The organism is Curtobacterium sp. MCPF17_046 (assembly GCF_003224295.1).
GTDB lineage: Bacteria > Actinomycetota > Actinomycetes > Actinomycetales > Microbacteriaceae > Curtobacterium.
On the sequence record NZ_QKLB01000003.1, the window covers coordinates 46161 to 71906 of the forward strand.

General features: G+C 72.7%; 27 protein-coding genes. 16 read left to right on the top strand and 11 right to left on the bottom strand.

What is annotated here, in order from left to right; genetic code table 11:
- Positions 1 to 103: 103 nt before the first annotated feature.
- From DEJ32_RS03445 to DEJ32_RS03470, 6 genes are all read right to left on the bottom strand, one after another.
- Positions 104 to 373 carry a hypothetical protein gene (locus tag DEJ32_RS03445; protein WP_146234067.1) on the bottom strand — a complete coding sequence of 90 codons (270 nt, stop codon included), beginning with the start codon at positions 371 to 373 and terminating at the stop codon, positions 104 to 106.
- A gap of 367 nt (positions 374 to 740) precedes the next feature.
- Positions 741 to 1220, bottom strand: coding sequence for an FBP domain-containing protein (locus DEJ32_RS03450; protein ID WP_110900328.1), 480 nt, complete (start codon positions 1218 to 1220; stop codon positions 741 to 743).
- A gap of 166 nt (positions 1221 to 1386) precedes the next feature.
- Positions 1387 to 2160, bottom strand: coding sequence for a class I SAM-dependent methyltransferase (locus DEJ32_RS03455; RefSeq protein WP_110900329.1), 774 nt, complete (start codon positions 2158 to 2160; stop codon positions 1387 to 1389).
- A 52-nt stretch (positions 2161 to 2212) separates the two neighbouring features.
- On the bottom strand, positions 2213 to 3112 hold the full coding sequence (locus DEJ32_RS03460) for a helix-turn-helix transcriptional regulator (RefSeq protein ID WP_110900330.1): 900 nt from the start codon (positions 3110 to 3112) through the stop codon (positions 2213 to 2215).
- Between the two features lie 131 nt (positions 3113 to 3243).
- Positions 3244 to 4527 carry a hemolysin family protein gene (locus tag DEJ32_RS03465; RefSeq protein WP_110900331.1) on the bottom strand — a complete coding sequence of 428 codons (1284 nt, stop codon included), beginning with the start codon at positions 4525 to 4527 and terminating at the stop codon, positions 3244 to 3246.
- Between the two features lie 171 nt (positions 4528 to 4698).
- On the bottom strand, positions 4699 to 5697 hold the full coding sequence (locus DEJ32_RS03470) for a M23 family metallopeptidase (protein WP_146234068.1): 999 nt from the start codon (positions 5695 to 5697) through the stop codon (positions 4699 to 4701).
- Positions 5698 to 5891: 194 nt separating this feature from the next.
- Between DEJ32_RS03470 and DEJ32_RS03475 the strand changes: the two genes are divergently transcribed.
- A complete protein-coding gene (locus tag DEJ32_RS03475) occupies positions 5892 to 6380 on the top strand; it encodes a hypothetical protein (RefSeq protein ID WP_110900333.1) in 489 nt (162 codons plus the stop codon).
- A gap of 160 nt (positions 6381 to 6540) precedes the next feature.
- A complete protein-coding gene (locus DEJ32_RS03480; RefSeq protein WP_110900334.1) occupies positions 6541 to 8751 on the top strand; it encodes an NADP-dependent isocitrate dehydrogenase in 2211 nt (736 codons plus the stop codon).
- Between the two features lie 213 nt (positions 8752 to 8964).
- Here the strand turns inward: DEJ32_RS03480 and DEJ32_RS03485 are convergent, their stop codons facing one another.
- Positions 8965 to 9423, bottom strand: a complete 459-nt coding sequence (locus tag DEJ32_RS03485) for a DUF3817 domain-containing protein (protein ID WP_110900460.1) — start codon at positions 9421 to 9423, stop codon at positions 8965 to 8967.
- 80 nt (positions 9424 to 9503) lie between these two features.
- Positions 9504 to 10943, bottom strand: a complete 1440-nt coding sequence (locus DEJ32_RS03490) for a DUF4832 domain-containing protein (protein ID WP_110900335.1) — start codon at positions 10941 to 10943, stop codon at positions 9504 to 9506.
- A gap of 152 nt (positions 10944 to 11095) precedes the next feature.
- Here DEJ32_RS03490 and DEJ32_RS03495 point away from each other — a divergent pair, with 152 nt between their 5' ends.
- Genes DEJ32_RS03495 through DEJ32_RS03505 form a run of 3 tightly spaced genes read left to right on the top strand, consistent with a single transcriptional unit; the run spans position 11096 to position 14234 of the window.
- Entirely contained in the window at positions 11096 to 12259 is a 1164-nt protein-coding gene (locus DEJ32_RS03495) for a Gfo/Idh/MocA family protein (RefSeq protein WP_110900336.1), read from the top strand.
- A complete protein-coding gene (locus DEJ32_RS03500; RefSeq protein ID WP_110900337.1) occupies positions 12256 to 13059 on the top strand; it encodes a ThuA domain-containing protein in 804 nt (267 codons plus the stop codon). Before DEJ32_RS03495 ends, DEJ32_RS03500 begins: the two co-directional genes overlap by 4 nt.
- Entirely contained in the window at positions 13056 to 14234 is a 1179-nt protein-coding gene (locus DEJ32_RS03505; RefSeq protein WP_110900338.1) for a GAF domain-containing protein, read from the top strand. The genes DEJ32_RS03500 and DEJ32_RS03505 overlap by 4 nt, the downstream gene beginning before the upstream one ends.
- A gap of 65 nt (positions 14235 to 14299) precedes the next feature.
- Here DEJ32_RS03505 and DEJ32_RS03510 read toward each other — a convergent pair whose 3' ends face one another.
- A complete protein-coding gene (locus DEJ32_RS03510) occupies positions 14300 to 14731 on the bottom strand; it encodes a hypothetical protein (RefSeq protein ID WP_146234069.1) in 432 nt (143 codons plus the stop codon).
- Positions 14732 to 14782: 51 nt separating this feature from the next.
- On the opposite strand from DEJ32_RS03510, the gene DEJ32_RS03515 reads away from it, so the two are divergent.
- From DEJ32_RS03515 to DEJ32_RS03540, 6 genes are all read left to right on the top strand, one after another.
- Positions 14783 to 15682 carry an aminoglycoside phosphotransferase family protein gene (locus DEJ32_RS03515; RefSeq protein ID WP_110900340.1) on the top strand — a complete coding sequence of 300 codons (900 nt, stop codon included), beginning with the start codon at positions 14783 to 14785 and terminating at the stop codon, positions 15680 to 15682.
- A 92-nt stretch (positions 15683 to 15774) separates the two neighbouring features.
- Positions 15775 to 16437, top strand: a complete 663-nt coding sequence (locus DEJ32_RS03520) for a hypothetical protein (RefSeq protein ID WP_146232821.1) — start codon at positions 15775 to 15777, stop codon at positions 16435 to 16437.
- A 206-nt stretch (positions 16438 to 16643) separates the two neighbouring features.
- Positions 16644 to 17291, top strand: a complete 648-nt coding sequence (locus DEJ32_RS03525) for an ABC transporter permease (protein WP_110824355.1) — start codon at positions 16644 to 16646, stop codon at positions 17289 to 17291.
- Positions 17278 to 18603 carry an ABC transporter ATP-binding protein gene (locus tag DEJ32_RS03530; protein ID WP_110900341.1) on the top strand — a complete coding sequence of 442 codons (1326 nt, stop codon included), beginning with the start codon at positions 17278 to 17280 and terminating at the stop codon, positions 18601 to 18603. The genes DEJ32_RS03525 and DEJ32_RS03530 overlap by 14 nt, the downstream gene beginning before the upstream one ends.
- Positions 18600 to 19364 (top strand): ABC transporter permease, encoded by a 765-nt coding sequence (locus tag DEJ32_RS03535; protein WP_110900342.1) that lies wholly within the window; start codon positions 18600 to 18602, stop codon positions 19362 to 19364. The genes DEJ32_RS03530 and DEJ32_RS03535 overlap by 4 nt, the downstream gene beginning before the upstream one ends.
- Positions 19361 to 20386 carry a glycine betaine ABC transporter substrate-binding protein gene (locus DEJ32_RS03540; protein WP_110889353.1) on the top strand — a complete coding sequence of 342 codons (1026 nt, stop codon included), beginning with the start codon at positions 19361 to 19363 and terminating at the stop codon, positions 20384 to 20386. Before DEJ32_RS03535 ends, DEJ32_RS03540 begins: the two co-directional genes overlap by 4 nt.
- Positions 20387 to 20449: 63 nt before the next feature.
- On the opposite strand, the gene DEJ32_RS03545 is transcribed toward DEJ32_RS03540, so the two are convergent.
- Positions 20450 to 20725, bottom strand: coding sequence for a hypothetical protein (locus tag DEJ32_RS03545; RefSeq protein WP_110900343.1), 276 nt, complete (start codon positions 20723 to 20725; stop codon positions 20450 to 20452).
- A 102-nt stretch (positions 20726 to 20827) separates the two neighbouring features.
- Here DEJ32_RS03545 and DEJ32_RS03550 point away from each other — a divergent pair, with 102 nt between their 5' ends.
- From DEJ32_RS03550 to DEJ32_RS03560, 3 genes are read left to right on the top strand one after another with little or no spacing between them, the layout of a single operon-like run.
- Positions 20828 to 21499: a hypothetical protein gene (locus DEJ32_RS03550; protein ID WP_110900344.1), complete on the top strand. Its 672-nt coding sequence runs from the start codon at positions 20828 to 20830 to the stop codon at positions 21497 to 21499.
- 47 nt (positions 21500 to 21546) lie between these two features.
- Positions 21547 to 22992 (top strand): NAD(P)/FAD-dependent oxidoreductase, encoded by a 1446-nt coding sequence (locus DEJ32_RS03555; RefSeq protein ID WP_110900345.1) that lies wholly within the window; start codon positions 21547 to 21549, stop codon positions 22990 to 22992.
- Position 22993: 1 nt separating this feature from the next.
- The gene (locus DEJ32_RS03560) at positions 22994 to 23437 is read left to right on the top strand and encodes an SRPBCC family protein (protein WP_110824348.1); all 444 of its coding nucleotides are present in this window, start codon (positions 22994 to 22996) and stop codon (positions 23435 to 23437) included.
- Between the two features lie 121 nt (positions 23438 to 23558).
- Here the strand turns inward: DEJ32_RS03560 and DEJ32_RS03565 are convergent, their stop codons facing one another.
- Positions 23559 to 24377, bottom strand: coding sequence for a shikimate 5-dehydrogenase (locus DEJ32_RS03565; RefSeq protein ID WP_110824347.1), 819 nt, complete (start codon positions 24375 to 24377; stop codon positions 23559 to 23561).
- A gap of 90 nt (positions 24378 to 24467) precedes the next feature.
- On the opposite strand from DEJ32_RS03565, the gene DEJ32_RS03570 reads away from it, so the two are divergent.
- Together DEJ32_RS03570 and DEJ32_RS03575 are read left to right on the top strand one after the other, a co-directional pair.
- Positions 24468 to 25406, top strand: a complete 939-nt coding sequence (locus DEJ32_RS03570; protein ID WP_110824346.1) for an NADP-dependent oxidoreductase — start codon at positions 24468 to 24470, stop codon at positions 25404 to 25406.
- 105 nt (positions 25407 to 25511) lie between these two features.
- Positions 25512 to 25706, top strand: coding sequence for a PspC domain-containing protein (locus tag DEJ32_RS03575; protein ID WP_110824345.1), 195 nt, complete (start codon positions 25512 to 25514; stop codon positions 25704 to 25706).
- The last annotated feature ends 40 nt before the right edge of the window (positions 25707 to 25746 follow it).

The window sequence follows — 25746 nt, forward strand, 5'->3', positions numbered from 1 at the left end:
CCGATGAGTGGAGCCGCGACCGCGGCTCCACCGATGACCAGCGCGGTCGCGATGCTCCCGGCGACCAGCGGATGGACGACGAAGCGGCGGACCTCGCGACGGGTCACAGGCACTTCGGGCCGGGCCGGCCACTCAGGTGGACGCGCATGACATGCGTTCCGCAGCGGATGCCGTGTGTCGTGATCGCGGTCGAGGCCAGGACGACGGCGACCGTCGCGACGGCGCACACCGCGGGACCGAGCAGACACAGTCCGTAGTTCGCGGCAGCGGCTCCTCCACCGATGATCGCTCCCTGGTCGTACGAGTTGAAGTCGACGTACGGGCCGTTCCCGTCGCTGCCGGCTCCCAGCCGTGCTGTGGAACTCGGTTCCACCAGATCGATCGACTCCGCTCCGACAGCGATGGTGGACGTACGCGAGCCGTCAGGCCGCACGGTCGTTCCAACCAGCGCTCCTCCGCTCCGTGCCTCCGCCACCGCTCGGTGAGCTGTCTCAGCCGTCACCGACGGAAGCGAGGACACCAGCTCCTCGTAGTCCGACTGCTCCCGTCCGGAAGCGTGCGCGCCCGACGGGGCTGCCACTGTTCGTGCCATGACGAGGGCAGCGGCGAGAGCCACCGGAGCACACCGACTCGTTCTGGACATCATGATCCTCTCTTCGACGAGACCGACGTCAGCCTCAGCGCCAGAGTGGCGCACCGAAGGGTGGAACACTACATGGAGATATTGCTCATGTCCGCCGTCAGACCTCGGCTGCGAAGGCCGCGACGCGCAGCTGCAGGTCCTCCATCCGCCGGAGGCGCGCGGCCTCGACGTCGTAGCCCTCGTACGCCGGCGGCGGGGTCGTCCGGACGTTGCGCGAGCACTGGAAGTCCTGGCAGACCAGTGTGCCGACCGTGTTGCCCTTCCGGCCGGACGACCCCGAGCGCTTCGCGGCGTAGAAGACGACGTCGTTCGGCAGTTTCACGTCCTGGCACCACGAGCACTGGGCCCGGGACCTCGGCGAGGCCTCGGCCTGCCGGAACAGGATGCCGACGAGGTCGCCGTCGAGCGTCGGGACGACCACGTAGGCGCGGCGGGCGGTCTTCGGGTCACGCCACCCGAGGAAGGTCAGGTCGTCCCACACGACGGCGTCGAGGTCGGGGACGGTCATGTCGGCGAGTTCGCGACGGGAGGCGTTGACGAAGGAGGCACGGACGGCCTCCGGGGTGATCGGGAGCATGGTGAGCCTGTCGTTCTGGCACCGGCGCAGTGTCGCGCGTCAGCGGTGCGGTCGTTCAGAGGGGTCGACGACGGCGCCGTGTCGGACGACACGGCGGGGGCGTCAGGCCCTGATGCCGGCGCTGGCGCCGACGACCTCCTCGGAACGGGTGCTCACGTCCTCCACCCTACGGTCGCGCGACGACGAGCACCAGCGACCCCTCGTAGGACGGCTGCACCCGGAGACGGCCGTGCCGGGCGTCCCACGAACCGTCCTCGATCGCGGTGCGGAGCGCGTTGACCGAGCGCGCCGCCGTCATCTCGTCGACGAACGCCCACGCCGAGTTCGCCTTGCGGGCGCCCGGGTCGAGGAGCCGCTCCGGTCGGCCGTAGTACGCCTCCGAGAACCCGTCGACGCACGTGAACGGGATCGGCAGGCGCGTGGTCGTGACGTCGCCGCCGAGGGCAGCGGTGATGCGGTCCAGGGACGGGTAGCGGCGGGCCTCGGTCGCCATCACCTCGGGGGCGTACTCGGCCAGCCAGAGGTCCTCGACGCGCGTGGGGTCGCAGGTGAGCAGGACGACCGGGCCCCGGGTGACGCGCCGGACCTCGGCGAGGCCGCGGTCGAGGTCGGACCACTGGTGCACGGAGAACGTCGCCATCGCCGCGTCGAAGGCGTCGTCGGCGAAGGGCAGGTCCTCGGCGGACGCGTCCACGGCCTCCGGCAGGTCGCCCGGACGCTGCGCCCGCATGGTGGCGGAGGGCTCGACGGCGGTGACCTCGCGGTCCCGCGGCTCGTACGACCCGGCACCCGCTCCGACGTTCAGCACGGTGCGGGCCTGCCCGAGTGCCGCCCGGATCGCCCGTTCGAACGACGGTTCCGGCCGGCGGTACCGGGTGTACCCGTCGCCGATGGTGCCGTAGTCGGCGTCCCCGGCTGATCCGTCCGCAGTCCTCGTCACGCCGTCAGCCTACGGCGGCGTACCCGCGCCGCGACCGGTCGGAGGCGGAGCCTCAGTCGACCGACTCGGACGACCGTGCCGCCGCCCGCTGCTCGGCGAGCTCGGTGGCCGCCCACGTGCCGAGCAGGGAGAGGGATCGCTCGGACTCCGACCCGGGGTCGGCTCCGTAGGTGAACACCGTGAGCCCGGGGTCCGCGACGAGGTCGAGCGCCTCGAACGACAGCTCGAGGTCGCCGACGATCGGGTGGTGCAGGTGCTTCCGGCCGGAGCGGTGCACGTGCACGTCGTGCTCGGCCCACCACGTCCGGAACTCCTCGCTCTTCACCGACAGCTCGCCGACCAGGGTCATCAGGCCCGGCTCGCAGGGGTTCGAGGCCGCCGTCGTCCGCAGCACGGCGACGGCGTCGCGGGCGGTCTGTTCCCAGCGCGGGAAGAAGTCGCGGGCGGCCGGGTCGAGGAACGCGAACCGGGCGGTGTTGACCGGACGTCCGGTCCCGGCGAAGACGGGCGCGTAGAGCGCGCGGCCGAGGGTGTTCGTCGCGACGATGTCGAGCCGCTCGTTGCGGATCCAGGCGGGTGCCCCGGTGATCGCGTCGAGGAGTCGCTGCACCGCGGGGCGGACCGACGTGGGCACGGCGCGGTGGGTGCTCTTCACGCCCGCGTTCGCGAGGCGGGCGAGGTCGGCCAGGTGGGCGCGCTCGGCCTCGTCGAGCTGGAGCGCGGTGGCGAGACCGTCGAGCACGCCCTCCGAGACGCCCTTCAGGGTGCCGCGTTCGAGCCGCGTGTAGTAGTCGACGCTGACACCGGCGAGCATCGCGACCTCGTGACGACGGAGGCCCGGGACGCGGCGGGTGCCCCCGCCGAAGGACGGCATACCGGCCTGCTCGGGGGTGAGGCGCGCTCGCCGGCTGGAGAGGAAGTCGCGGATCTCGTTGCGGACGTCGATACCCATGACGCCAGGCTACGGGGCGGAGCCGGGACCGGTGCGGGTACCGCCGGTGCCGGCCACGGCGGCGCGACGCGGTGACCGCCGGACGGCAGGCCCGACTCCGGTCCGGTGTCGAGCCTCCCGTCCGGCGCTGGTCACCCCGCGGCCTCGGCAGCCGCCGCGACGGGGACGGCGCTGATCCGCACGCGGGAGACGCGGTGACCGGCCATGGCGGTGACCTCGAGCCGGTGTCCGGCCACCTCGACCACGTCGCCGACGTGCGGGACACGGTCGAGGGCGACCTGCACCAGGCCGCCGACGGTCTCGTAGTCCCCGTCGGGCAGGGCGGGGCCGCCGTCGGCCGCGAGGTCCTCGAGGACGAGTGCTCCGTCGACCTCGTCGTGGCGGGTCGGGGTGCGGTCGTCGTACTCGTCGCGGATGGTCCCCACCAGGTCCTCGAGCAGCGCCTCGAGCGTGACCATGCCGGCGCTGCCGCCGTACTCGTCGACGACGAGCGCGATCTGGTGGCCGTCGGCGCGCATGTCCGCGATCGCCCCGGTCAGCGACTTCGTCTCGGGCATCGCCAGCACCGGGCGCACCACGGTCGCGACGGCCGCGCTCGGGTCGGCCGGTCGCAGGAGGTCGCGGAGGTGCACGAACCCGACGACGTCGTCCCGGGACCCGCCGGTGACGAGGTACCGCGTGTGGCCGCGGTCGATCGCCTGGTCCGTCGCCCGGGCGAGCGGCAGGCCCGCGTCGAGGACGTCGACGTCGAACCAGGGCCGCATGGACTCGCGGAGGATGCGGTCCCCGGCGTCGAGGGCACTGCGGGCGATCCGGCGGCCCTGCGCGTCGATCGCGTCGTGGTCGGTCACGAGGCCCCGGAGCTCCTCGGTGCTCATCGACTCGCTGCGGGCGTCGGGGTCGCCGCCGAGGAGTCGGACGACGGCGTTCGTCGACGTCGACAGCACCCAGATCACGGGGCGCATGAGCACGGCGAACCGGTCGAGGGTCGGTGCGACGAGCATCGAGAACCCCTCGGCGCGCTGGAGGGCCAGCCGCTTCGGCACGAGTTCACCGAACACGAGCGAGAGGTAGGCGATGACGAGGGTCATCGCGACGAGGGCGACGGCCTCGGCAGCGCCCTGCTCGAGCCCGAGCCCGGTGAGGAGCGGGGCGACGTCCGGTGCGATCGATGCGGCACCGTACGCGGCCGAGAAGAACCCGGCGACCGTGACGCCGATCTGGACCGCGGACAGGAAGCGGTTCGGGTCACGGCCGAGCGCGGCGACGCGTGCCCCCCGGGACCCGCGGCGTTCGAGTTGCTGCAACTGGGATTCGCGGAGCGAGACGAGGGCGATCTCGGCGGCGGCGAACACACCACCGACGAGCACGAAGAGGACGACGAGTCCGAAGGCGATCCAGGTGTCGGCGCCCATCAGCGGGGCTGCGCGGAGTGGGACGCCTGCGGCGACGTCGGGTGGGCGGTCGGTCTGTGGTGATCGTCCATCCTGTGATCATGCACAGGGAGACTGGGACGGTGCCGCGGGGCGGCTGTGCCGTCGCTGTCCGCCGCGGTCGTGGCAGCCCGACAGGGGACGGGACGGGATCTAGAGCGGCTGCCCGGTGTGCGCGGCGATCCACGCTGCCGGGTCGATGGGGAGCGTGCCGTCCATCAGGACCTCGAGGTGCAGGTGTGCCCCGGTCGAGACCCCGGAGGAGCCGACGCTGCCGATGAACTGGCCGGGCTCGACGCGGTCGCCGACCTGCAGCGGGGAGGAGCCGGGGATCATGTGCCCGTAGAGGGTCGAGACCTTCCGACCGTCCACGACGTGGTCGATGATGACGGTCTCGCCGTACGAGAAGTACACGCCCGAGACCCGGACCGTCCCGGCGGCCACCGCCCCGATCGGCGCACCCATGCCGGGGTTGAAGTCGAGGCCCTGGTGCAGCGACGAGCACGCGCCACAGGGAGCCGTGCGGTACCCGAAGCCGGAGCTCATCCGCACGGGACCGGGGAACGGCGAGCGGACCGCGCCGCCGTACGTCACCGAGGCTCCGGGCTTCGCGTCGGCCGCGGCGACACCACCACCGACCGTGAAACCGTCGCGGCTCGTGCTCGCCAGGGCGACCTGGGTGACGGCGAAGTCCTGGGTGGTCACGGTCGGCGCGAGCGTCGAGGTCGCGACGGAGGGACCGGTGCCGGCATGCGCGGGCATGGCGGAGGCGCCGAACATGACGAGGGCGGCGACGGCGCTCGTCACCGTGAGGCTGCTCGCCCGGGCGGCGCGACGGGGGCTCCGGGGGGTCGGGGCGGCGACCGCGGCTGTCCGACGCGGCGCGAGTGCGACCTGCCGACGCGGCATCCGGCGGATGCGGGTGTCGGCGTGGCGCTCCGATGCGGGAGCGGCGACGTGCGGCCGCTCGGTCCGGCCGCTCTGCGCAGCGCCCGTCGCCTGCTCGTCCCACACCGCTTGCTCGGCCGGCACGGTGTTCCCGACCTGCTCGGTCTGCAGGGCCCGCCCGGCCCGCTCGGCGGCGAGGGCAGCACGGCGGGTCAGGTGCACGACGGGCGTGCTGCTGGGGTGGTCTGCGTCAGGGGGAGTCATGGCCGCAGCCCATTCTGCACGAAGCTGTCCGCTTGTACAGCCCCTCTTCCGACACCCGGCAGCGTCGCCGGTGGCCCCCGGCGCGGTGGGGTGGCAGCCGGCCCCGCTGGGAGTCGACCCGGCGGACACGGGCGATCCGGGCCTCCCGGCCGGTCCGTCAGTAGGGTCGGGGGAAGCGACGGAGAGGACCCCTCATGGCCCGATCGCCGCGGGAGCGGCACGAACCCATCGACCTGCGGTCGGCGGAGGTCGTGCTCGCCGGTACCCAGGACCTCCTCCCCGTCCTCCGGTCGGCGGCCGTCCGCGCCGGGGTGGACGCGACGCGCATGCGGGTGGTCGGCGTCGACGACGTGCCGGACCTCGACGGCGAGGCGGACGCCGAGCTGGCGGTCATCGCGATCCGCCGCTCCGGTGACGACCCCGCGTTCCTCCGCGCGCAGGAGACCGCCGAACGGCTCGCCCCGTTGCTCCGACCCACCGCCGTGCGCATCGTCATCACCGTGTCGGGCCGGACCCGGCTGGTGCCGAAGCTCGAGCGTGCCCTCACGGCGGAGGTCCTGCACCAGCTCGGAGCGGCCACGGCGGTGTCCGGCTTCCGGCGGCCGTTCCGCAACCTGCGGACCCGGCTCGGGACCGCCGGGCTGCGCACCGCCGGGCTGCGGGTCTTCCGTCTGACGGTCTGACGACCGGGAGGCCCGTGGCGCCTCCGCCGGCACGGCCGCCGTCCACAGGCGGGCGCCTGGCCGACAGTTTCCCCAGCGTCGGTGTCTTGACGTCGAGACATCTCGCGCCGCGAGTAGCGTGGGGGGCACGGACCGCGCGAACAAGGGAGTACCCGCCAGCATGGCCAAGATCATCTACACGCTCACCGACGAGGCCCCGTTCCTCGCGACCCACTCCTTCCTGCCCGTCATCGCGTCCTTCGCGAAGACCGCGGGTGTCGAGGTCGAGACCCGCGACATCTCGCTCTCGGGACGGATCATCGCCCAGTTCCCGGAGCGGCTCACCGACGAGCAGCGCCTGGACGACGCCCTGGCCGAGCTCGGGGAGCTGGCCGGGACGCCCGAGGCCAACATCATCAAGCTGCCGAACATCTCGGCGTCGATCCCGCAGCTCAAGGTCGCGATCGCGGAGCTCCAGGCGCAGGGCTACGACCTGCCGGACTACCCGGACGAGCCGACCACGGACGACGAGCGCGACGCCCGCGCCCGGTACGACCGCGTCAAGGGCAGCGCCGTGAACCCGGTGCTGCGCGAGGGGAACTCGGACCGCCGGGCCCCGCTGTCGGTCAAGAACTACGCCCGCAAGCACCCGCACCGCATGGGTGCGTGGCGTGCCGACTCGAAGACGAACGTCGTCACGATGGGCGTCGACGACTTCCGGTCGAACGAGAAGACCTGGGTCGCCCCGGCCGAGGACACCCTGACCATCACGTTCGTGGCACAGGACGGCACCGAGCAGACGCTCGGCCAGCCGATCCCGGTGCTCGCCGGAGAGGTCGTCGACGGCACCGTGTTGCACGTCGCCGCGCTCGAGGCGTTCCTGCGGAAGCAGATCCAGCGTGCCGCGGACGAGGACGTCCTGTTCTCGGTGCACCTCAAGGCCACGATGATGAAGGTCTCCGACCCGATCATCTTCGGGCACGTGATCCGCGCGTTCTTCCCCGACGTCTTCGCCCGCTACGGCGCAGACCTCGCCGCGGCCGGGCTCACCCCGAACGACGGCCTCGGCTCGATCCTCGCCGGGCTCGACGCCCTGCCGAACGGCGCCGAGATCAAGCAGGCGTTCCAGGACGGCATCGACGCCGGCCCCGACCTCGCCATGGTCGACTCGGACAAGGGCATCACGAACCTGCACGTCCCGAGCGACGTCATCGTGGATGCCTCCATGCCCGCGATGATCCGCACCTCCGGCCACATGTGGGGCCCGGACGGCGAGGAGCACGACACCGTCGCCGTCATCCCGGACTCGAGCTACGCCGGCATCTACCAGGCCGTGATCGAGGACTGCCGCGCGAACGGCGCGTTCGACCCCGCCACCATGGGCTCGGTGCCGAACGTCGGCCTCATGGCGCTCAAGGCGGAGGAGTACGGCTCCCACGACAAGACCTTCGAGCTCCCGGGCGCCGGTGTGGTCCGCGTCACGAACGCGGCCGGCGAGACCGTCCTCGAGCACGACGTCGAGCAGGGTGACATCTGGCGCGCCTGCCAGACCAAGGACGTCGCCGTGCGTGACTGGGTGAAGCTCGCGGTCACCCGTGCCCGTGCCACCGGCTCGCCCGCGGTGTTCTGGCTCGACGAGACCCGTGCGCACGACGCCGCGCTGATCGGCCTCGTCCGGACGTACCTGCAGGAGCACGACACCGACGGCCTGCAGATCGAGGTCCTGTCGCCCGAGGACGCGATGCGGTTCTCGCTCGAGCGCATCCGCCGCGGCGAGGACACGATCTCGGTCACGGGCAACGTGCTCCGCGACTACCTGACCGACCTGTTCCCGATCATGGAGCTCGGCACCTCGGCCAAGATGCTCTCGGTCGTCCCGCTCCTCGGCGGTGGCGGACTGTTCGAGACCGGTGCCGGCGGGTCCGCGCCGAAGCACGTGCAGCAGCTCGTGCAGCAGAACTACCTGCGCTGGGACAGCCTCGGGGAGTTCCTCGCGCTCGCCGTCAGCCTCGAGCACCTCGCCGGGGTGACCGGCAACGCCCGGGCGAAGGTCCTCGCGGACACGCTCGACCGCGCCACCGGGACGTTCCTCGACGAGGACAAGTCGCCCGGCCGCAAGCTCGGCTCGATCGACAACCGCGGCAGCCACTTCTACCTGGCGAAGTACTGGGCCGAGGAGCTCGCCGCGCAGACCGAGGACGCCGATCTCGCTGCGGCGTTCCAGGGCCTCGCCACGACCCTCGCCGAGCAGGAGGACACGATCGTCCACGAGCTCGTCGAGGTGCAGGGCCACCCGGCGGACATCGGCGGGTACTACCGGCCCGACGACGCCAAGACGAGTGCGGTCATGCGCCCGTCGGCGACGCTGAACGCGGCGCTCGCGAGCCTGTAGGCGCGGTCCCACGCGGACGGGAGGCCCGGTGCCGGCTGGCACCGGGCCTCCCGTCCGTCCGCGCTCGGCGGGCCCGCTGACCCGATGCGGCCCGACGCGGACTCCGGCGCGAAAGCGACAGTCCGCGGGGATCCTTCCGCGCTCACCTGTCGCTTTCGCGACCCGGTCCCACGTGCGACCCGGCCCGCGCGCGAGCCGGCCGGCGGCCTGCCGTCAGCGGGACGGCACCGGCGGACCAAGCACGAGCAGCACGCCGAACACGGCTGCGACGAGCACGACGCCGACCACGGCCGCGAGCACCGGGTGCCGCACCACGAGGAACAGCAGCCGGTCGAGCGGCCCCGGGCGTTCCCCGGCCGACGGCCCGCGACGCCACGCGCCGTCGAGCATGCCGCGCCGGGCGACCGCGACCTCGAACGGCAGCGTCGTGTACGGCACGACCGAGCTGAGCCACCCGAGGGCCGTGGCGCCGAACGACCAGCGCTGGTTGACGGCGACGACGGTCGTGGCGACGAGGTAGGCGAGGAACACGAAGCCGTGCACGCCGCCGCTGACGCGGACCGGCCAGTCCCCGGCGCCGAGGCCGTACTTCAGCAGCATGCCCACCAGGAGCATCGTCCAGGTCACGAGTTCCGCGATCGCGAGGCCGCGGAACAGGGATCGAGGCGTCATGCCGACCATCGTGGCCGACTCCGCTGAGGGACAGCACGACGCCCCGGCCGTGGTCGGCCGGGGCATCGCGTGGGTCCTGGTCAGCGTCGGACGGAGACGACCTGCTGGAGGTCGTTCACTCCGGTGCCGGCCTTCCACGTGCCGACGTTGGCGGTCTGGATCGCGAAGTCCGGGTTCCGTGCGATCGACTGCTCCGGAGCGGGCAGTGCCAGTGCCACCCGCCAGGTACCGGACGCGACCCGCGCGAGCGAGGCGGTGACCGTCGCGGTCGTCCCGGGTTGCCAGGACGACGCATCCGCACGGACGGGGACGGTCACGCGGCGGTGGCCGTTCGTCAGCACGAGCTGCACCGGACGGGGGTTGTACGGCGCGGCCCAGCCGTCGTTGCGGACCGACACCGACACCGACGCGTGCTTCCCGGAGGTCACGGTGCTCGACGTCATCGTGAACCGGTAGCCGAGCTTCTTCGCGGCGTCCGTCATGCCCGCATCGCCCCACGACGCCAGGACGTCCTGGTTGTAGTCGAGGTTCAGGTAGCTGTAGTGGTACTTCGCCATCTCGGCCGAGGCGGACGGGTACTCCGACCGCGGGGCGTTCACCGCGCAGGTCTCGCCACCGACCGGGACGTACCGCGACTCAGCGGCCAGGTAGTCCTGGTCGAGCGACAGCGGATCGGTCAGGAACGTGCCGAAGTCGTCCGGCGAGGCGAGGAAGCAGTCGTTGTGGTGGCCGATGCGCGACGCCGCGGACCCGTCGTGTGCCTGGGCGGGAGTGAGCGCGCCGGCGGTGCCGGACGGCGTGCGGAGGGCGTCCTGCTTCATCTGCATGGTGCGCACCTGGATGGAGCGGCTCGACGGCAGTGCGGCGAGCTCAGCCTCCACGACCTGGCGCCTGGCGTCCTTGTCCGCCTCCGTCAGCACGCCGGGGTTCGCCGGATCACTGGCGAAGTGGTCCGTGTAGTAGCCCTCGCCCCAGAGGCCGATGAACCCCTCCTGCAGCGTGGGGATGACGTCCGCGTTCCGGCGGAGGGTCGGCGTGAGCTGCTCGATGTGCGCGAGCACGGTGGGCAGGTCGGCGTCACCGTACGGTGCCGAGTACGGGTAGTCGCCGCCCTGCACGTAGGCGAACCGGGTGATCACGCCGACGCCGGCCGCGCGGGCGGTGTCGTAGTCGCGCTGCACCAGGCGGAGCCAGGCCGGGCTGAGGCGTCGCTGGTCGGCGAACGCTTCCATGTAGAACACCCGGACGATCTGCGTGACGCCCTCCGACCGGTAGCCGCGGAGTGTGGCGGCGTCGAGTGGGGTGTAGCCGCTGCCGTCGGCGCGGTAGTGCGTCGCGGTGGTGTGGTCGAACCCGCGGGAGGGGTTCGGGATGACCGCGTCGCTCGCCGTGTACGTCACGGTCGAGCTGGTCGGTGCCGGATGATGGTGTCCGCCGTGCGGCGACGCCCACGCGTTCGTCGGCACGGCGAGAGCGATGACGGCCGCGAGTGCGGCGGTGGTGATGGTGCGGTGCTGCATCGGACGAGCCCCTGTCCTCGGCGCGGACGCTGATCGGCACCCCCTGGTGTCGACGCCTGCGCGGATGTGATCAAAAAGTAGGCCAAACGGTCAGGAAAGACCAGCACGAGCTCGTCGTATCGATTCGACCGGAATCTCGGTAGCGTGGAGGCATGTCGCAGACGACTGATGCATCGAAGACGCTGCGCGTGGGGGTGGTCGGCCTCGGTTTCGCCGGGACCACGCACCTCGACGCATTCACCGCACTCCCCGGCGTGGAGGTGATCGCCCTCGCCGGACAGGAACCCGAACGGCTCCGCGAACTCGCGACCAGCCGGGGCGTCCCGAACGCGTACGCCGACTGGCAGGACCTCGTGGCCCGCGACGACCTGGACATCGTCTCGATCGGCGTGCCGAACAGCCTCCACCACCCGATCGCGATCGCCGCGCTCGAGTCCGGCAAGCACGTGTTCTGCGAGAAGCCCCTCGCCACGACCGGCCAGCAGGCGCAGGAGATGGTCGACGCGGCCGTCCGCAACGACCGCGTCCTCGAGGTCGCCTACAACCACCGTCGCCGTGCCGACGTGCAGTTCCTCGCGACGCACCTGCGTGGCGGGCAGACCGCCGGTACCGCCGTCGACGCCACCGACGACGGCGCCCTCGCCGAGCCGGGCACCGGCCCGATCGGGGACGTCTACCACGCCCGCGCGAGCTGGATGCGCCGTGCCGGCATCCCGGGCATCCGCAGCTGGTTCGTCAACAAGGAGACCGCGGGCGGTGGTCCGCTCATCGACCTCGGCTCGCACGTGCTCGACATCGCCCTGCACCTCATGGGCGAGCCCCGCGTGGTGACCGCCAGCGCCGTGACGTACAACGAGCTCGGCCGTGCCGGTCGGGGCGGGAGCGACCGCGACCCGGTGTCCGCCGCAACGGGCCGCCCGTTCGACGTCGAGGACTTCGCGAGTGCCCTGCTCCGCTTCGAGAACGGCGCCAGTCTGCTCCTGCAGGCGTCGTGGGCGAGCTACTCGAAGGACGTCGAGGACATCGAGGTCGAGCTGCTCGGCTCGACCGGCGGCGCGCGGCTGTTCGTCCGCGACTACGCCACCGAGGGCACCGTGACCCTGTACTCCGACGAGCAGGGCGTCCCGACGGTCACCCGCCCGGGCGTGCAGGTCCCCGCGGGTCACCACCAGCGCGTCATCGAGGAGTTCCTCGCCACCATCCGCTCCGGTCTGCACGACGGGCACCACGGCGAGTTCGCCCTGCACCGCAGCCGCGTGGTGGACGCGATCTACGCGTCGGCGCAGGCCGGGCGCGAAGTGGAGGTCGTCCGGTGAACATCGTCGTCTGGAACGAGAACGTCCACGAGACCCGCGGCGACGAGACGGTCCGCGAGCACTACCCGGACGGCATCCACGCGGTCGTCGCCGCCGGCCTGGAGGCCCGACTCGCCCCCGGCGCGGACGGCGCCGACGGCTCGCACCCGGCCCACGGCCAGCACGCGTCGACGCACACCGTCACGACCGCCACGCTGCAGGAGCCGGAGCACGGCCTGACCGAGGAGCGGCTCGCCGACACGGACGTCCTGTTCTGGTGGGGGCACATCGCACACGACCAGGTCGCGGACGAGGTCGTCGAGCGCGTCGTCGAGCACGTGCACGCCGGCATGGGCCTCGTGGTGCTGCACTCCGGTCACTACTCGAAGCCGTTCACCCGACTGATGGGCACGACGTGCTCGCTGAAGTGGCGCAACGACGGGGAGCGGGAACTCGTCTGGACGATCGCGCCCGAGCACCCGATCGCCGCCGGGGTCCCGCACCCGATCGTCATCGACCGCCAGGAGATGTACGGCGAGTACTTCGACATCCCGCGCCCCGACGAGGAGGTCTTCCTGTCGACGTTCGCCGGCGGCGAGGTCTTCCGCTCGGGGGTCGCCTACCGCCGCGGCCTCGGCAAGGTGTTCTACTTCTCGCCCGGCGACCAGGAGTACCCGGTGTACCACCACCCGGACATCCAGCGGGTGCTGGCGAACGCCGCACAGTGGGCGGCACCGACCGGGCCACGTCGGCAGCTCACCGCCGACCCCCACCCGAGGGACTGGTTCACGGACGAGGGAGCGCGTAGACAGGGCGTGTGAGCACACCGCAGGACGCCGAGCACCGCACGGCACTGGTCGAGGCGCTCGGCGTCCTCGGTGCCGGGCCCGAGGAACGCTTCGACCGGATCACCCGGATGACGCACGAGGCGTTCGGCGTGCCGTTGACGTTCCTCAACCTCGTCCACCACGACCTCGTCACGACGCAGTCGACCTTCGGGTGGAACCAGGGGTCGAGCGTGCCCGCGAGTGAGCAGTTCTGCGCCACCACCGTGCTCACCCCGGCGCCGATGGTGATCCCGGACACGACCCTCGACGAGCGGTTCGCCCACACCGCTGCCGTGGCCGAGCACGGCATCCGGTTCTACGCGGGTGCGCCGCTGTCGATGGACGACGGGACCCGCGTCGGGACGCTCTGCATCATGGACGCGCAGCCGCGCGCGTTCTCCGACGAGGACCTCGCGCTGCTGCGCGACCTGGCGCACTGGGCGGAGCGCGAGCTCGGCCACGCGCTCGAGCGCGACCGTCTCGGACGGGTCCGGACCGGCCTGGTGCCCGACCCGGTGGCGGTCCCCGGACTCGAGCTCGCGACGGTGACGGCACGACGTCCGGACGGCGGCGGTGACCTCGCCGACTGGCGGGTCGCGGCGGACGGGACCCTCGCGGTCACGGTTGGCACCGTCGCGACCGGCGGTGCGGCATCCGCGCTGCTCGCGGCGACCGTCCGCGGGGCACTCGTCGCGCGGGTGGACGAACCGCTCGCGTCCGCACTGCCCGGCCTGGAGGCGCAGGTCGCCCCCGACCTGCGGGTCGCGGACGCGGTCGCCCGGCTCGTGCAAGCCCGGCTCGACCCGACGTCGGGCCACGTCGACCTGGTGGACGCCGGGCTCGGGACCGCACTGCTCGTCCGATCGGACGGAACGCACCGGGCGCTCCCGTCCGCGCTCCCGCTCGGGGTCGGCGGTGCGGCGGAGGAGCACCCGGTGGTGGCGCTGGACCTCGCCGTCGGTGACCGGCTCGTCGTGTCCTCGGACGGCCTGACGACGCTGCCCGGGTTCGCGACCCTCGACGAGGTCGCTGCGGCGGTCACCGGTGCGTCGGACACGGCGGCCCTGGTCGACCGGGTCCGCGGACTGCTCGGGGACGAGGACCCACCGACGGACGTGACGCTCGTCGTCGTCACGCGCCGGGGGACCGCGGAGCAGCCGACCGCCTGACGGCACGCGATTCCGTGCGCCCGGACCGACCCGTGCACACGGACCGGCCAGCGCGCCCGGATGCCTCAGCGGACGGTGCGGCGCGGCCCGTCGGTGAACGCGGCCACGAGCAGGGTCGCGAGCAGCCCGAAGCCGGTCAGGACGACGCCGAGGGCCGCGAGCTGCCAGTAGGCGCTCCCGACGTGCTGCGGCTGCGTCAGGACCTCCGGCCACCACGGGTCGAGGAACGGCACGGATCCCGGGAACGGGTCGAGCCCGAACATCGCCAGGCCACCGAGGAGCATGAGGACCCCGAGCGCCGCCATCGTGCCGCGCCGCCGTCCGAGCGCGCGGACGACGAGCGCCGCACCCATCGCCACCAGCCCGACGACGGCGATCGAGAACGCCACCACGAACACCACCTGCGGCACGAGGGCGAACCAGTCGAGCACGGCGATCGGCACCAGCAGCCACCGTCCGGTCCTGGCCCACCGCGCGGGCTCCCGCCAAGCATGCATGGCGGCACGGTACGACACGAACCCGGACGACCGCCGGACTAGCATCGCGTCGTGCCCACGCCCGAAGCCGAGGTCGAGGTCGACGTCCCGCTCGTCCGGGCGCTGCTGGCCGACCAGCACCCGGACCTCGCCGACCGCCCACTCACCGTCGTCGGGAACGGCTGGGACAACGTCCTCCTCCGGCTCGGCCCCGACCTCGCCGTCCGGCTGCCCCGGCGGGCCGCCGCGGCCACGCTGGTCGAGCACGAGCAGCGGTGGCTCCCCGGGCTCGCCCGTCTCGTCGGCGGGGTCGTCCCCGTCCCGGTCCCGGTCCGCACCGGTCGACCCGGCTCCGGCTTCCCGTGGTCGTGGAGCGTCGTGCCGTGGTTCCCCGGCGTGCCCGTCGGCGACCGGACCGGAGCCGGGAGCGGGGGAGCCGTGCCGAGGACGCTCGCCGCGTTCGTGGCCGCGCTGCACGTCCCGGCGCCGGCGGACGCACCGGCCAACCCGGTGCGCGCCGTCCCGCTGCACACCAGGACCGAGGCGGTCGCCGCGCGGCTCGCGGCACACCCCGTCCCACGCGCGGTCGAGCTCGCGGCCGCCTGGCGGACCGCGGCGGACCTGCCCGAGCACGCCGGGCCTCCCGTCTGGGTGCACGGCGACCTGCACCCGTTCAACCTGCTCGTCGCGCCCGGCCCGACCGGGGACCGGCTGTCCGCCGTCGTCGACTTCGGCGACGTGACCGCGGGTGACCCGGCGGTCGACCTCGCCACCGCCTGGCTCACCTTCGGCCGGGAGGCCCGGGCCGACTTCCGACGTCGGGTCACCGCGCAGGACGCCAGCCTGGACCCGCACACGTGGGGTCGGGCGCGCGGTTGGGCCGTCTCGATCGCCTCGGCGCTCGCCGTGAGCGACGAGGCGTCGTTCCGCGCGGTAGCACTGCGGGCGATCGACGCCGTGCTCGACGACTGACCGACCGGCCCTCCGGTTCGCGCACGACCGTCGGGCGGGGGCTACCGCCGCCGCGGGCACGGGGTTAGCGTGCCCGCACACCATCCGTGCACGTGAAGATCGGGAGGGGCCTCATGACCCTCGAGTTCCGCGTCCAGCACGACGTCGCCACCGACGCCGCTCCCTCCTCCCGAGCCGTCCCCGACCGGCGTGGCCGGGTGCGGCGGGTCCTCGACCACCTCGCCGCCCGACGGACCGCCGCACGACTGCGGCGCCTCGAGGCGGAGCAGGCCGAACTGGTGGACCTGCAGCGCGTGCTGTCGGACGCTCGGGCCGTCGTGGAGCGCGGCTGGGTCCAGCACGCGTGGTTCGCCTACCTCGACGACCGCGGACGCACCCGGACCGCCTCGAGCGCCGCCGCCATCGAGGTCGTCGGCCGACCGCTCGTCGGGGCCTGTCTGGTCGGTGCGGTCGTCGACGCGGCCGGCGGCCCCCACGCCGTGCACGCCCAGTCGGTGCAGCGTTCGCTCGACCTGGTGTGGCACGCGCTCGCCGTGCCCGAGGGGTCCCCGGTGACGTGGTGTCCCGCTCCGGACGTCCGGATGGCCCGCGTGCGAGACCTCACCCGGTGGAACGACGGTGGTGACCGGACCGCCGAACAGGTCGCCGGCCTGCTCCTCACGGCCGAGCGCGTCGCCGTGCACGAACAGGCACGGGTGGCCCTGCGGTCGGTCGCGCTCCGGGCAGAGGCCGGCAGGCGCGGATCCGGCCTGTAGCCGACCGTCCCGCCCGATCGTTACCGTTCTCCCAGGGTCCCCGGTACAGCTGTGCCCTCATCAGGGGTTCTCCTCGCGCGTTCCATGGGTGTCCACCCAGGAACGGTCGCCAGCCCGCCGGTCAGACGTCCGCGACCTGCGTAGCTTGGGGCCGTCCGTACCCCGTTCCGTGGGACGGACAGCCGACCGGAGGGAGCGGAGAACCGGTGTTCCAGTACATCGCCGAGCGATGGGACCAGATCTGGTTCTCGTCCTGGCAGCACTTCTCGCTGGTGGTCCAGTGCGTCGTGCTCGCGACCGTCATCGCCGTGGTCCTCGCGGCGCTCGTCTACCGGATCCCCGGTCTGCGGTCCGCCGCGAACGAGGTGTCCACGATCGGGCTGACGCTGCCCTCCTTCGCCGTCATCGGCCTGCTGCTCGTGCCGCTCGGGTTCGGCGTCGTGCCGTCCGTCGTCACCGTGACGTTCTTCGCCGCGCTGCCGATCCTCCGGAACGCGGTCGTCGGGCTCAACGAGATCCCGCCGGCCGTCGTCGAGTCGGCCCGCGGCATCGGGATGAGCCGCTTCCGCACCCTCGTGCAGGTCGAACTGCCGATGGCGTGGCCGATCATCCTCACCGGCGTGCGGGTCTCCGCGCAGATGGTGATGGGCGTCGCCGCCGTGGCCGCGTACGCGCTCGGCCCGGGACTCGGCAGCTTCATCTTCTCCGGGCTCTCCCGTCTCGGCGGCGCGAACTCCCTCAACTCCGTGATCGTCGGCACCGTGGGCGTCGTGCTGCTCGCCCTGGTCCTCGACCTCCTGCTCCTCGGCCTCGGCCGCCTGACCACCTCGAGAGGTATCCGTGTCCAGCACTGACTCCCCGACCACCGCGCCCGACACCGACGTCACCGGCCGGAGCATCCTGCTCGACCAGGTCACGAAGCGGTACCCGGGCCAGGCGAAGCCCGCGGTCGACGGCATCACGCTCGAGATCCCGGCCGGCAAGATCGTCATGCTCGTCGGCCCCTCCGGCTGCGGCAAGACGACCACCCTGAAGATGATCAACCGCCTCATCGAGCCGACCGAGGGCCGCATCGTCGTCGGCGACGACGACGTGACGAAGATCGACGGCGACGAGCTGCGCCGCCGGATGGGGTACGTCATCCAAGCCGGCGGGCTGTTCCCGCACATGACCGTCGCGGCGAACATCGCCGTCGTGCCGAAGATGCTCGGCTGGTCGAAGGAGAAGATCGCCGCCCGCGTCGACGAGCTCCTCGACCTCGTCTCGCTCGACCCGGACACCTACCGCGACCGCTACCCGCGGGAGCTCTCCGGCGGTCAGCAGCAGCGCGTCGGCGTCGCCCGCGCGCTCGCAGCGGACCCGCCCGTCCTGCTCATGGACGAGCCCTTCGGCGCCGTCGACCCGATCACCCGGCAGCGCCTGCAGGACGAGCTCATCCGCATCCAGGCCGAACTGCACAAGACGATCGTCATCGTCACGCACGACTTCGACGAGGCCGTGAAGCTCGGCGACTGGATCGTCGTGTTCTCCGAGGGCGCGCACATCGTGCAGTACGACTCCCCGGAGCGCATCCTCGCCGAGCCCGCGAACGAGTTCGTGGAGAACTTCATCGGGTCGGGTGCCGGGCTCAAGCAGCTCACGCTCACCCGTGTCCGCGAGGTCGGGCTGGCCGACGCCGTGACGTGCTCGCCGGGCGAGCAGGCCGAGGCCGTCCTGCAGCGCATGCGCGAGGCCGGCGGCCACGGGCACGCCGTGGTCGTCGACCGGCGGCAGCGGCCGATCGGGTGGCCGTCGCGCCGCCAGCTCGAGCGCCTCGACCGGATCCCGGAGGGCATCGAGGCGGACCTGCCCGTCGTCTCCGAGGCGTCCACCCTGAACGACGCGCTCGACACCATGCTCGTCTCGAGCGCCGGGGCCGCGCTCGTGACCGGTCGCCGGGACGCCTTCCAGGGCGTCATCACGGTCGAGACGGTCATGGACGCGATCACCCGTACCCGCGCCGCGGCCGCCGAGGACCAGGCGTACACCCCCGTCGGGACGAACACGAACCCGCTGCAGGCGATGCCGAGCAGCGCGGCCGTCGACCTCGGCGACGAGCCCGCCGGGTCCGCCGACGACTCGTTCGACACCGACGCCGTCCCGACCGACCGCCGGGACGACCGGTGAGCGACGTCGTCACCGCGTCCCCGGCGACCGGGCAGCGGACGAGCTGGCGCGCGCTGGTGATCCAGCCGGTCGTGATCCTCGTCGTCCTCGCCGCGTTCGCGGTCTGGCTCGCCACCGCGGACCTCAGTGCGACCGAGCGCAGCACCCTCAACCCGTCCGGGCTGCTCGACCTCGCCTGGCAGCACGTCCTGCTCACCGTGGTGTCGACGGTCATCGTGCTCGTCGTCGCCATCCCGCTCGGCATCGCGCTCACCCGCGGACCGCTGCGCAAGGCGAGCGGGGCGATCCTGGCGGTCGCGAACTTCGGCCAGGCCGCTCCCGCCGTCGGTCTCGTCGTGCTCCTGGCCTTCTGGCTCGGGTTCACGTTCTGGGCAGCCGTCGTCGCGCTCGTCCTCTACGCGATCCTGCCGGTCCTGCGGAACACGATCATCGGCATCGAGAGCGTCGACGCCCGACTCGTCGAGGCCGGCCGGGGCATGGGCATGAGCGCCGCCGCCGTCCTGCTCAAGGTCGAACTGCCGCTCGCCGTGCCCGTCATGCTCGCCGGCATCCGCACCGCGCTCGTGCTCCTGGTCGGTTCGGCCGCGCTGGCGACGTTCATCGGTGCCGGCGGCCTCGGCCTGCTCATCACCACGGGCGTGAACCTGTTCCTGCCGAAGGTGCTCGTCTCCGGCGCGCTCCTCATCGCCCTGCTCGCCCTGTCCATCGACTGGCTCGGCCGCATCGTCGAGACGTTCGCCCGACCGAAGGGACTCCGATGACCCGCACGGCACGCACCCGCAGCCCGCGACCCCGCCGCCTGCTGACCGCCGCCGCCCTGGCGGGCGTCACCACGAGCCTCCTCGCCGGCTGCGGACTGCAGCCCGCCGCGTCCTTCGTCCCGGCGGCGGCGCCGGGCACGATCGAGCGGATCGACAGCCTGCCCGAGGACGCCCCGCTCACGGTCACGTCGAAGAACTTCACCGAGCAGCTCGTCCTCGGGAAGATCGCGGTCCTCGCCGCCTCGGCAGCCGGCTTCGACGTCACCGACGAGACGAACGTGCCCGGGTCGGTCGCCGTCCGGCAGCTCATGACCTCGCACGACGCCGACATGACGTACGAGTACACCGGCACCGCGTGGCTGACCTTCATGGCCCACAAGGAGGGCATCCCGGACAAGACCGAGCAGTGGCAGGCGGTCAAGGACGAGGACGCCGGCAACGGCCTCACCTGGCTCGCCCCGGCGCCGATGAACAACACCTACGCGTTCGCGGTGCGGGAGGAAGCGGTCGAGGACCTCGGCGGCATCACGAAGCTGTCGCAGATCGCGGAGCTGCCCGCCGACGAGCGCACGTTCTGCGTCGAGTCCGAGTTCAACTCCCGCGCGGACGGCTTCAAGCCGATGCTCGAGAAGTACGGCCTCGATCTCGGTGGCTCCGGCGACAGCGCGGTGGCGAAGGACGCGGTCGACATCCTCGACACCGGAACCGTCTACACGGCGACCGACCGCGGCACGTGCAACTTCGGCGAGGTCTTCACCACCGACGGCCGCATCAAGTCCCTCGGGCTGAGCGTCCTCGAGGACGACCGCGGGTTCTTCCCGGCGTACAACGTCGCCCCGGTGCTGTCGACCTCGACGCTGGAGGAGTACCCGCAGCTCGAGGGCGTCTTCGACCAGATCTCGCCGGAGCTCACCGACGCGGTGCTCCAGGAACTCAACCGCCAGGTGGACGTCGAGGGACGTGAGCCCGCCGACGTCGCGTTCGAGTGGATGGTGAAGAAGGGCTTCATCACGGAGCCCTGACATCGCGAGGTCGCGATGACGGACGGGAGGCGCGGTGCCAGCAGGCACCGCGCCTCCCGTCCGTCATGCCCCCTGGACCACCGACTGCCAGGTGGCGAGCAGGCCCATCCCGAGCCCGAAGACGAACAGCAGGATCCAGAAGGCCAGCGCGACGAGGTTCAGCAGGATCCCCCACCCGGCACGACCGCGGGCGGCGGGTTCCCGACCGCGGGAGGCGATGCCGAGGCAGAGTCCGACCACCGGGGCGACGAACGTCCAGCCCGCGAGCAGTGAGCAGATGCCGAGCACCAGGCTGGCGGTGCCGAGGCCGGTGCGCTGGGAATCGTACGTGGTGACCATGCCCTCGACGGTACGGGCGGGGCGGACCGGTGGCGTCCCTCCAGACGGTGATCCGTGTCCGTCTCCGGGCGGACCGTCGTCCGTCGCCGGTATCGTCGTCGCATGGCACTGTTCGGACGACGCAAGCCCGACGTGCGCGACCGACCCGTCAGCCAGGTCGAACTGAAGCGCGCCGTGGACGAGGGCTTCCTCATCGCGAAGGCCGCCGTCACCGTGGCCGTGGCGAACCGCATCATCACGAACGCCCTGCGCGACCAGGGGTACTTCGACCACGCCCTCATCGCCGACGCCGCCCGCCAGGAACTGCACCGGATGGCCGAGGAGCAGCGTGCCGACGCCGAGCGGATGCGGGCGATCCGGGTCCGGTCGAGCAAGCAGGGCGGCCGCTCGCAGCACCAGCACGACTACCGCCGCGGCGACGACCTGAAGCTCCGGACGCGCGAGGCCACCTACGAGGAACTCGCCGAGCGGCTCGACGCCCGGCGTGACGACCAGTACTTCGTCGACGGCATCGTGCTCGCCGCCCGGGCCCGGGCCTGGGACGACATCGGCACCACGGTCGTCGGACGACTCGGGTGGGCGCAGCGGCCGGCCGACGACTACGAGATCGGGCGGGAGGAGCGCGTGCAACAGCTCCTCGACGAGGACTTCGCGGCCCTGGTCGCCGAGCACCCGGTGGGCACGGGCCGGCCGGTGGGCGACGACGACCCGACGGACGTCGACGGGTCGGATGACGGCACGGCCCCGGCCGAGGCGGACACCACCACGAGCTGACCGGGTGCCGGTACCACGTCCAGCCGCCGCTCCGTAGGCTCACCCGCATGGTTGATGCGGTGGTCGTCGGAGCCGGACCGAACGGGCTGGCCGCGGCGGTGACCCTCGCCCGCGCCGGGCTCAGCGTCGAGGTGGTCGAGCGGAACGACACCATCGGCGGTGGTGCCCGGACGAAGGAACTGACCCTCCCGGGCTACCTGCACGACGTCTGCTCGGCCGTGCACCCCATGGCGCTGCAGTCCGAGTTCTTCCGGGCCTTCGGCATGGAGCAGCGGATCGAGCTCCGCCTGCCCGAGGTGCAGTTCGGCCACCCCCTCGACGGCGGCCGGGCCGGCATCGCGTACCAGGACCTCGACCGGACCGCCGACGCCCTGGGCCTCGACGGCCGCGCCTACCGGCAGCTCATGGCCCCGCTCGTCCGGAACGCCGACCAGGTGTCCGACTTCGCCACCGACGCCCTGCTGCACGTGCCACGACACCCGGTGACCGTGGCCCGCTTCGGACTCCGTGCGCTCGAGCAGGGGACCCGCGCGTGGAACGCACGCTTCCGCGACGAGGTCGCCCCGGCGATGATCAGCGGCGTCGCGGCGCACTCCATCCAGCACATGCCGTCGCTCGCCACGGCCGCCGCGGCACTCTCGCTCGGCGTCTACGCCCACGCCCGCGGGTGGCCGGTGCCCATCGGCGGGAGCCAGGCGATCGTCGACGCGCTCGCCGCGGACCTCGTCGCGCACGGCGGCACGATCGAGACCGGTCGCGAAGTGCACGCGCTCGGGGACCTGACCCCGGCCAAGGCGGTGTTCTTCGACACGAGCGTCCCCACCATGCTCGCCATCGCCGGGGACCAGTTGCCGACACCGAAGCGCGGGGCCCTGCGTCGGTTCCGGTTCGGCAACGCAGCGGCCAAGGTCGACTTCGCACTGTCCGAGCCGGTGCCGTGGACGAACCGGGAGCTCCGACGCGCCGGCACCGTGCACATCGGCGGCACCCGTGCCGAGATCGCCGAGGCCGAGGCGCAGGTCGCCCGCGGGCAGGACCCCGAGCGCCCGTACGTCCTCGGCTCCGAACCGACCGTCGTCGACCCGGGCCGGGCCCCGGAGGGCGGTCACGTCTTCTGGGCGTACGCGCACGTCCCGGCCGGCTCGACCGTCGACCACCAGGAATCCGTCATCCGCCAGATCGAGCGCTTCGCCCCGGGCTTCCGGGACACCATCGTGGCGACGAACAGCCGGACCGCGGCGGACATGGCGCAGTACAACCCGAACTACGCCGGCGGCGACATCGCCTCCGGTGCCGCGAGCTTCTGGCAGCTGGTCAAGCGTCCCGTGCTCTCGAGCGACCCGTGGCGGATGGGCGGCGGCATGTACCTGGCCTCGCAGTCCGCGGCTCCCGGGCCCGGGGTGCACGGGATGGCAGGCTGGCACGCGGCGAAGAGCGCCCTCCGGCACACCTACGGGCTGCCGGTGGACGTCGACCTGGCACCGAGGAGCTGACATGGCGAAGAACGTCCGGATCATCCACTGCACCCCCGAAGAGGTCTTCGACGTCCTCCGCGACGGCTGGCTCTACCCGACGTGGGTGGTCGGCGCGTCCCGCATGCGCGGCGAGGACCCGGGGTGGCCCGCGGTCGGCACGGAGATCCACCACTCGTTCGGCGTCTGGCCGTTCGTCATCAACGACACGACGACCGTCCTCGAGTACGACGAGCCACGTCACATGGTGATCCAGGCGCGGGGCTGGCCGGTCGGTGAGGCGCGCGTCGAGGTCGACGTCGAGCCGCACCCGCGCGGCTGCCGCGTGACGATCCGCGAGAACCCGGTGAAGGGCCCCGGGTCGCTCGTGCCGGGCTTCATCGCGCAGCCCGGCATCTGGTTCCGGAACCACGAGACCGCCCGCCGACTCGGCTGGGTCGCTGCGGGGCGCGCGCGCAGCCACTGACGCTGGCGAGCACCGGGACGCCCCCGTCCGCGTGCGACGCCGCGGCCTGCGCGAGACGCCGCCGGATCCGGCGGCGTCTCGGCGAGGCGACGGCGTCTCGCGGCGACGGGGGCGCCTCGCGTCACTCCTCCCGCGAGAACGCGCTCGCGCGGGCGACCTGGTCGGCCGTCAGCGCCACGCCCGTGTACCGCTCGAACTGCCGGGCGGCCTGCAGCGCGATGACCTCGGCGCCCGTGATGACGTGTGCACCGGCCTCCCGACCGGCCCGGACGAGCGGGGTCTCGGCGGGGAACGCGACGACGTCGAAGACCGTGTGCGCGGCGGTGATGCGTTCCGGCGTGAACGACAGCGTCGCCTCGTCGTCGCCGCGCATGCCGAGCGGCGTGACGTTGACGAGCAGGTCGGCGTCGCCGGCACCGTCCTCGTCCGCGACCCAGGCGTAGCCGTACTGGTCGGCGAGGGCACTGCCGGTCGCCTCGTTGCGGGCGACGACGGTCAGGCGCTCGAACCCGGCACCACGGAACGCCGCGGTGACGGCCTTCGCCATCCCGCCCGAGCCACGCAGCAGGACCCGTGCGGAGCGGTCGACACCGTGCGAGTCGAGCAACGACGCGACGGCCTCGTAGTCGGTGTTCGACGCGGTGAGGACGCCCCCGTCGTTGACGATCGTGTTGACGGAGCGGATCGCGCGGGCAGACTCCTCGAGTTCGTCGACGAGGGGGATCACGTCCTCCTTGAACGGCATCGACACCGAGCAGCCGCGGATGCCGAGCGCCCGGATCCCCGCGACGGCGCCGGGCAGGTCCGTCGTGGTGAAGGCCTTGTAGACGAAGTCGAGGCCGAGCTCGTCGTAGAGGAAGTTGTGGAAGCGGGTGCCGATGTTGCTCGGACGGGCGGCGAGCGAGATGCACAGCTGCATGTCCTTGTGGAGGATGGGCATGGCGTCAGTGTCCCACGACACCGCCGATGGAGCGGTCCACGTGGTGTCGCTCCGGGCGCGGGACAGCGTGCTGGCGTACCGTGACGCGGGATGACTGCTCTCCCTGACACCATGCGCGCCGTCCGCTTCGACGAGTGGGGCGACCGTTCGGTCCTGCACGTGGCCGAGGTCCCCGTCCCCGAGGTCGCCCCCGGGCGGGTCCTCGTGAAGGTCCGCGCCGCCGGCGTCAACCCCGGCGAGACCGCGATCCGCCAGGGCCTCGTCGACGACCACGACCCCGAACGGCTGCCGTCCGGGCAGGGCACCGACCTCGCCGGCACCGTCGCCGCGATCGGCCTCGACGTCGACGGGTTCGAGGAGGGCGACGAGGTCCTCGGGTGGTCGTGGGAGCGATCGAGCCAGGCGGAGTACGTCTCCGTCCCCGCCGGGCAGCTCGTCCCGAAGCCCCGCCTGCTCTCGTGGGAGGCCGCCGGTGGCCTCGACGTGATCGCCACCACCGCGGCGGCAGCCGTCCGCGCCGTCGACCCGCGGCCCGGCGAGACCGTCGTCGTGTCCGGTGCCGCCGGGGGCGTGGGCGGGTTCGTCACGCAGCTGCTCACCAACGAGGGCGTCGACGTCATCGCGATCGCCTCCGAGGCGAACCACGAGTGGCTGCGCGAGAAGAAGGCCCGCCCGGTCGCGTACGGCGACGGCCTCGAGGACCGGATCCGCGGACTCGCCACCAACGGCATCGACGCGCTCATCGACACGTTCGGCCCGGAGTACGTGCACCTCGGCATCACGCTCGGGATCCCCGCCGACCGCATCGAGACGGTCATCGCGTTCGACGCCGCGGCCGAGGTGGGCGCGAAGGCGTCCGGCAGCGCGGACACCGCCGACCCGGAGATCCTGTCGGCACTCGCGAACATGGTCGCCGACGGGTCGATCGAGGTCCCGATCGCCGCGACCTTCCCGCTCGACGCGGTGCAGGACGCCTACGCCCAGCTCGAGGAGCGGCACACCCGCGGCAAGATCGTCCTGCTCCCCTAGGGCGACGGCCGGGAGGCCCGTGCAGCGCGGGTGGGGTTGCCCCCACCCCGCAGCGGGGTGCCGGCCGGGTGCCGCCGTGCAGCGGGACACCGTAGCGTCGGGGACATGACGAACACACTCCACCGTCCCCGCTCCGGTCGCCTGCTCGCCGGGGTCTGCGCCGGCATCGCCGACCGCTTCGGCTGGTCCCGCACCGCCGTCCGCGTGCTCTGGGTCCTGCTGAGCCTGTTCCCCGGGCCGCTCTGGATCGCCTACGTGGTGCTCTGGATCGTGATGCCGACCGAGGGGAAGCGCCGCTGACCTCCCCGGGGTCGTCCGCACGGGGCCCGGCTCCGGAGCC

What these genes read in the sequence shown, in the direction of transcription:
- DEJ32_RS03475 (WP_110900333.1), top strand. Translation starts at nt 5,892, where the DNA reads ATGGCCCGATCGCCGCGGGAGCGGCACGAACCCATCGACCTGCGGTCG.
- DEJ32_RS03560 (WP_110824348.1), top strand. Translation starts at nt 22,994, where the DNA reads ATGGCGAAGAACGTCCGGATCATCCACTGCACCCCCGAAGAGGTCTTC.
- DEJ32_RS03490 (WP_110900335.1), bottom strand. Translation starts at nt 10,943, where the DNA reads ATGCAGCACCGCACCATCACCACCGCCGCACTCGCGGCCGTCATCGCT.
- DEJ32_RS03470 (WP_146234068.1), bottom strand. Translation starts at nt 5,697, where the DNA reads ATGACTCCCCCTGACGCAGACCACCCCAGCAGCACGCCCGTCGTGCAC.
- DEJ32_RS03570 (WP_110824346.1), top strand. Translation starts at nt 24,468, where the DNA reads ATGACTGCTCTCCCTGACACCATGCGCGCCGTCCGCTTCGACGAGTGG.
- DEJ32_RS03465 (WP_110900331.1), bottom strand. Translation starts at nt 4,527, where the DNA reads ATGGGCGCCGACACCTGGATCGCCTTCGGACTCGTCGTCCTCTTCGTG.
- DEJ32_RS03545 (WP_110900343.1), bottom strand. Translation starts at nt 20,725, where the DNA reads ATGGTCACCACGTACGATTCCCAGCGCACCGGCCTCGGCACCGCCAGC.
- DEJ32_RS03510 (WP_146234069.1), bottom strand. Translation starts at nt 14,731, where the DNA reads ATGCATGCTTGGCGGGAGCCCGCGCGGTGGGCCAGGACCGGACGGTGG.
- DEJ32_RS03575 (WP_110824345.1), top strand. Translation starts at nt 25,512, where the DNA reads ATGACGAACACACTCCACCGTCCCCGCTCCGGTCGCCTGCTCGCCGGG.
- DEJ32_RS03540 (WP_110889353.1), top strand. Translation starts at nt 19,361, where the DNA reads ATGACCCGCACGGCACGCACCCGCAGCCCGCGACCCCGCCGCCTGCTG.
- DEJ32_RS03555 (WP_110900345.1), top strand. Translation starts at nt 21,547, where the DNA reads ATGGTTGATGCGGTGGTCGTCGGAGCCGGACCGAACGGGCTGGCCGCG.
- DEJ32_RS03495 (WP_110900336.1), top strand. Translation starts at nt 11,096, where the DNA reads ATGTCGCAGACGACTGATGCATCGAAGACGCTGCGCGTGGGGGTGGTC.
- DEJ32_RS03485 (WP_110900460.1), bottom strand. Translation starts at nt 9,423, where the DNA reads ATGACGCCTCGATCCCTGTTCCGCGGCCTCGCGATCGCGGAACTCGTG.
- DEJ32_RS03480 (WP_110900334.1), top strand. Translation starts at nt 6,541, where the DNA reads ATGGCCAAGATCATCTACACGCTCACCGACGAGGCCCCGTTCCTCGCG.
- DEJ32_RS03460 (WP_110900330.1), bottom strand. Translation starts at nt 3,112, where the DNA reads ATGGGTATCGACGTCCGCAACGAGATCCGCGACTTCCTCTCCAGCCGG.
- DEJ32_RS03450 (WP_110900328.1), bottom strand. Translation starts at nt 1,220, where the DNA reads ATGCTCCCGATCACCCCGGAGGCCGTCCGTGCCTCCTTCGTCAACGCC.
- DEJ32_RS03565 (WP_110824347.1), bottom strand. Translation starts at nt 24,377, where the DNA reads ATGCCCATCCTCCACAAGGACATGCAGCTGTGCATCTCGCTCGCCGCC.
- DEJ32_RS03550 (WP_110900344.1), top strand. Translation starts at nt 20,828, where the DNA reads ATGGCACTGTTCGGACGACGCAAGCCCGACGTGCGCGACCGACCCGTC.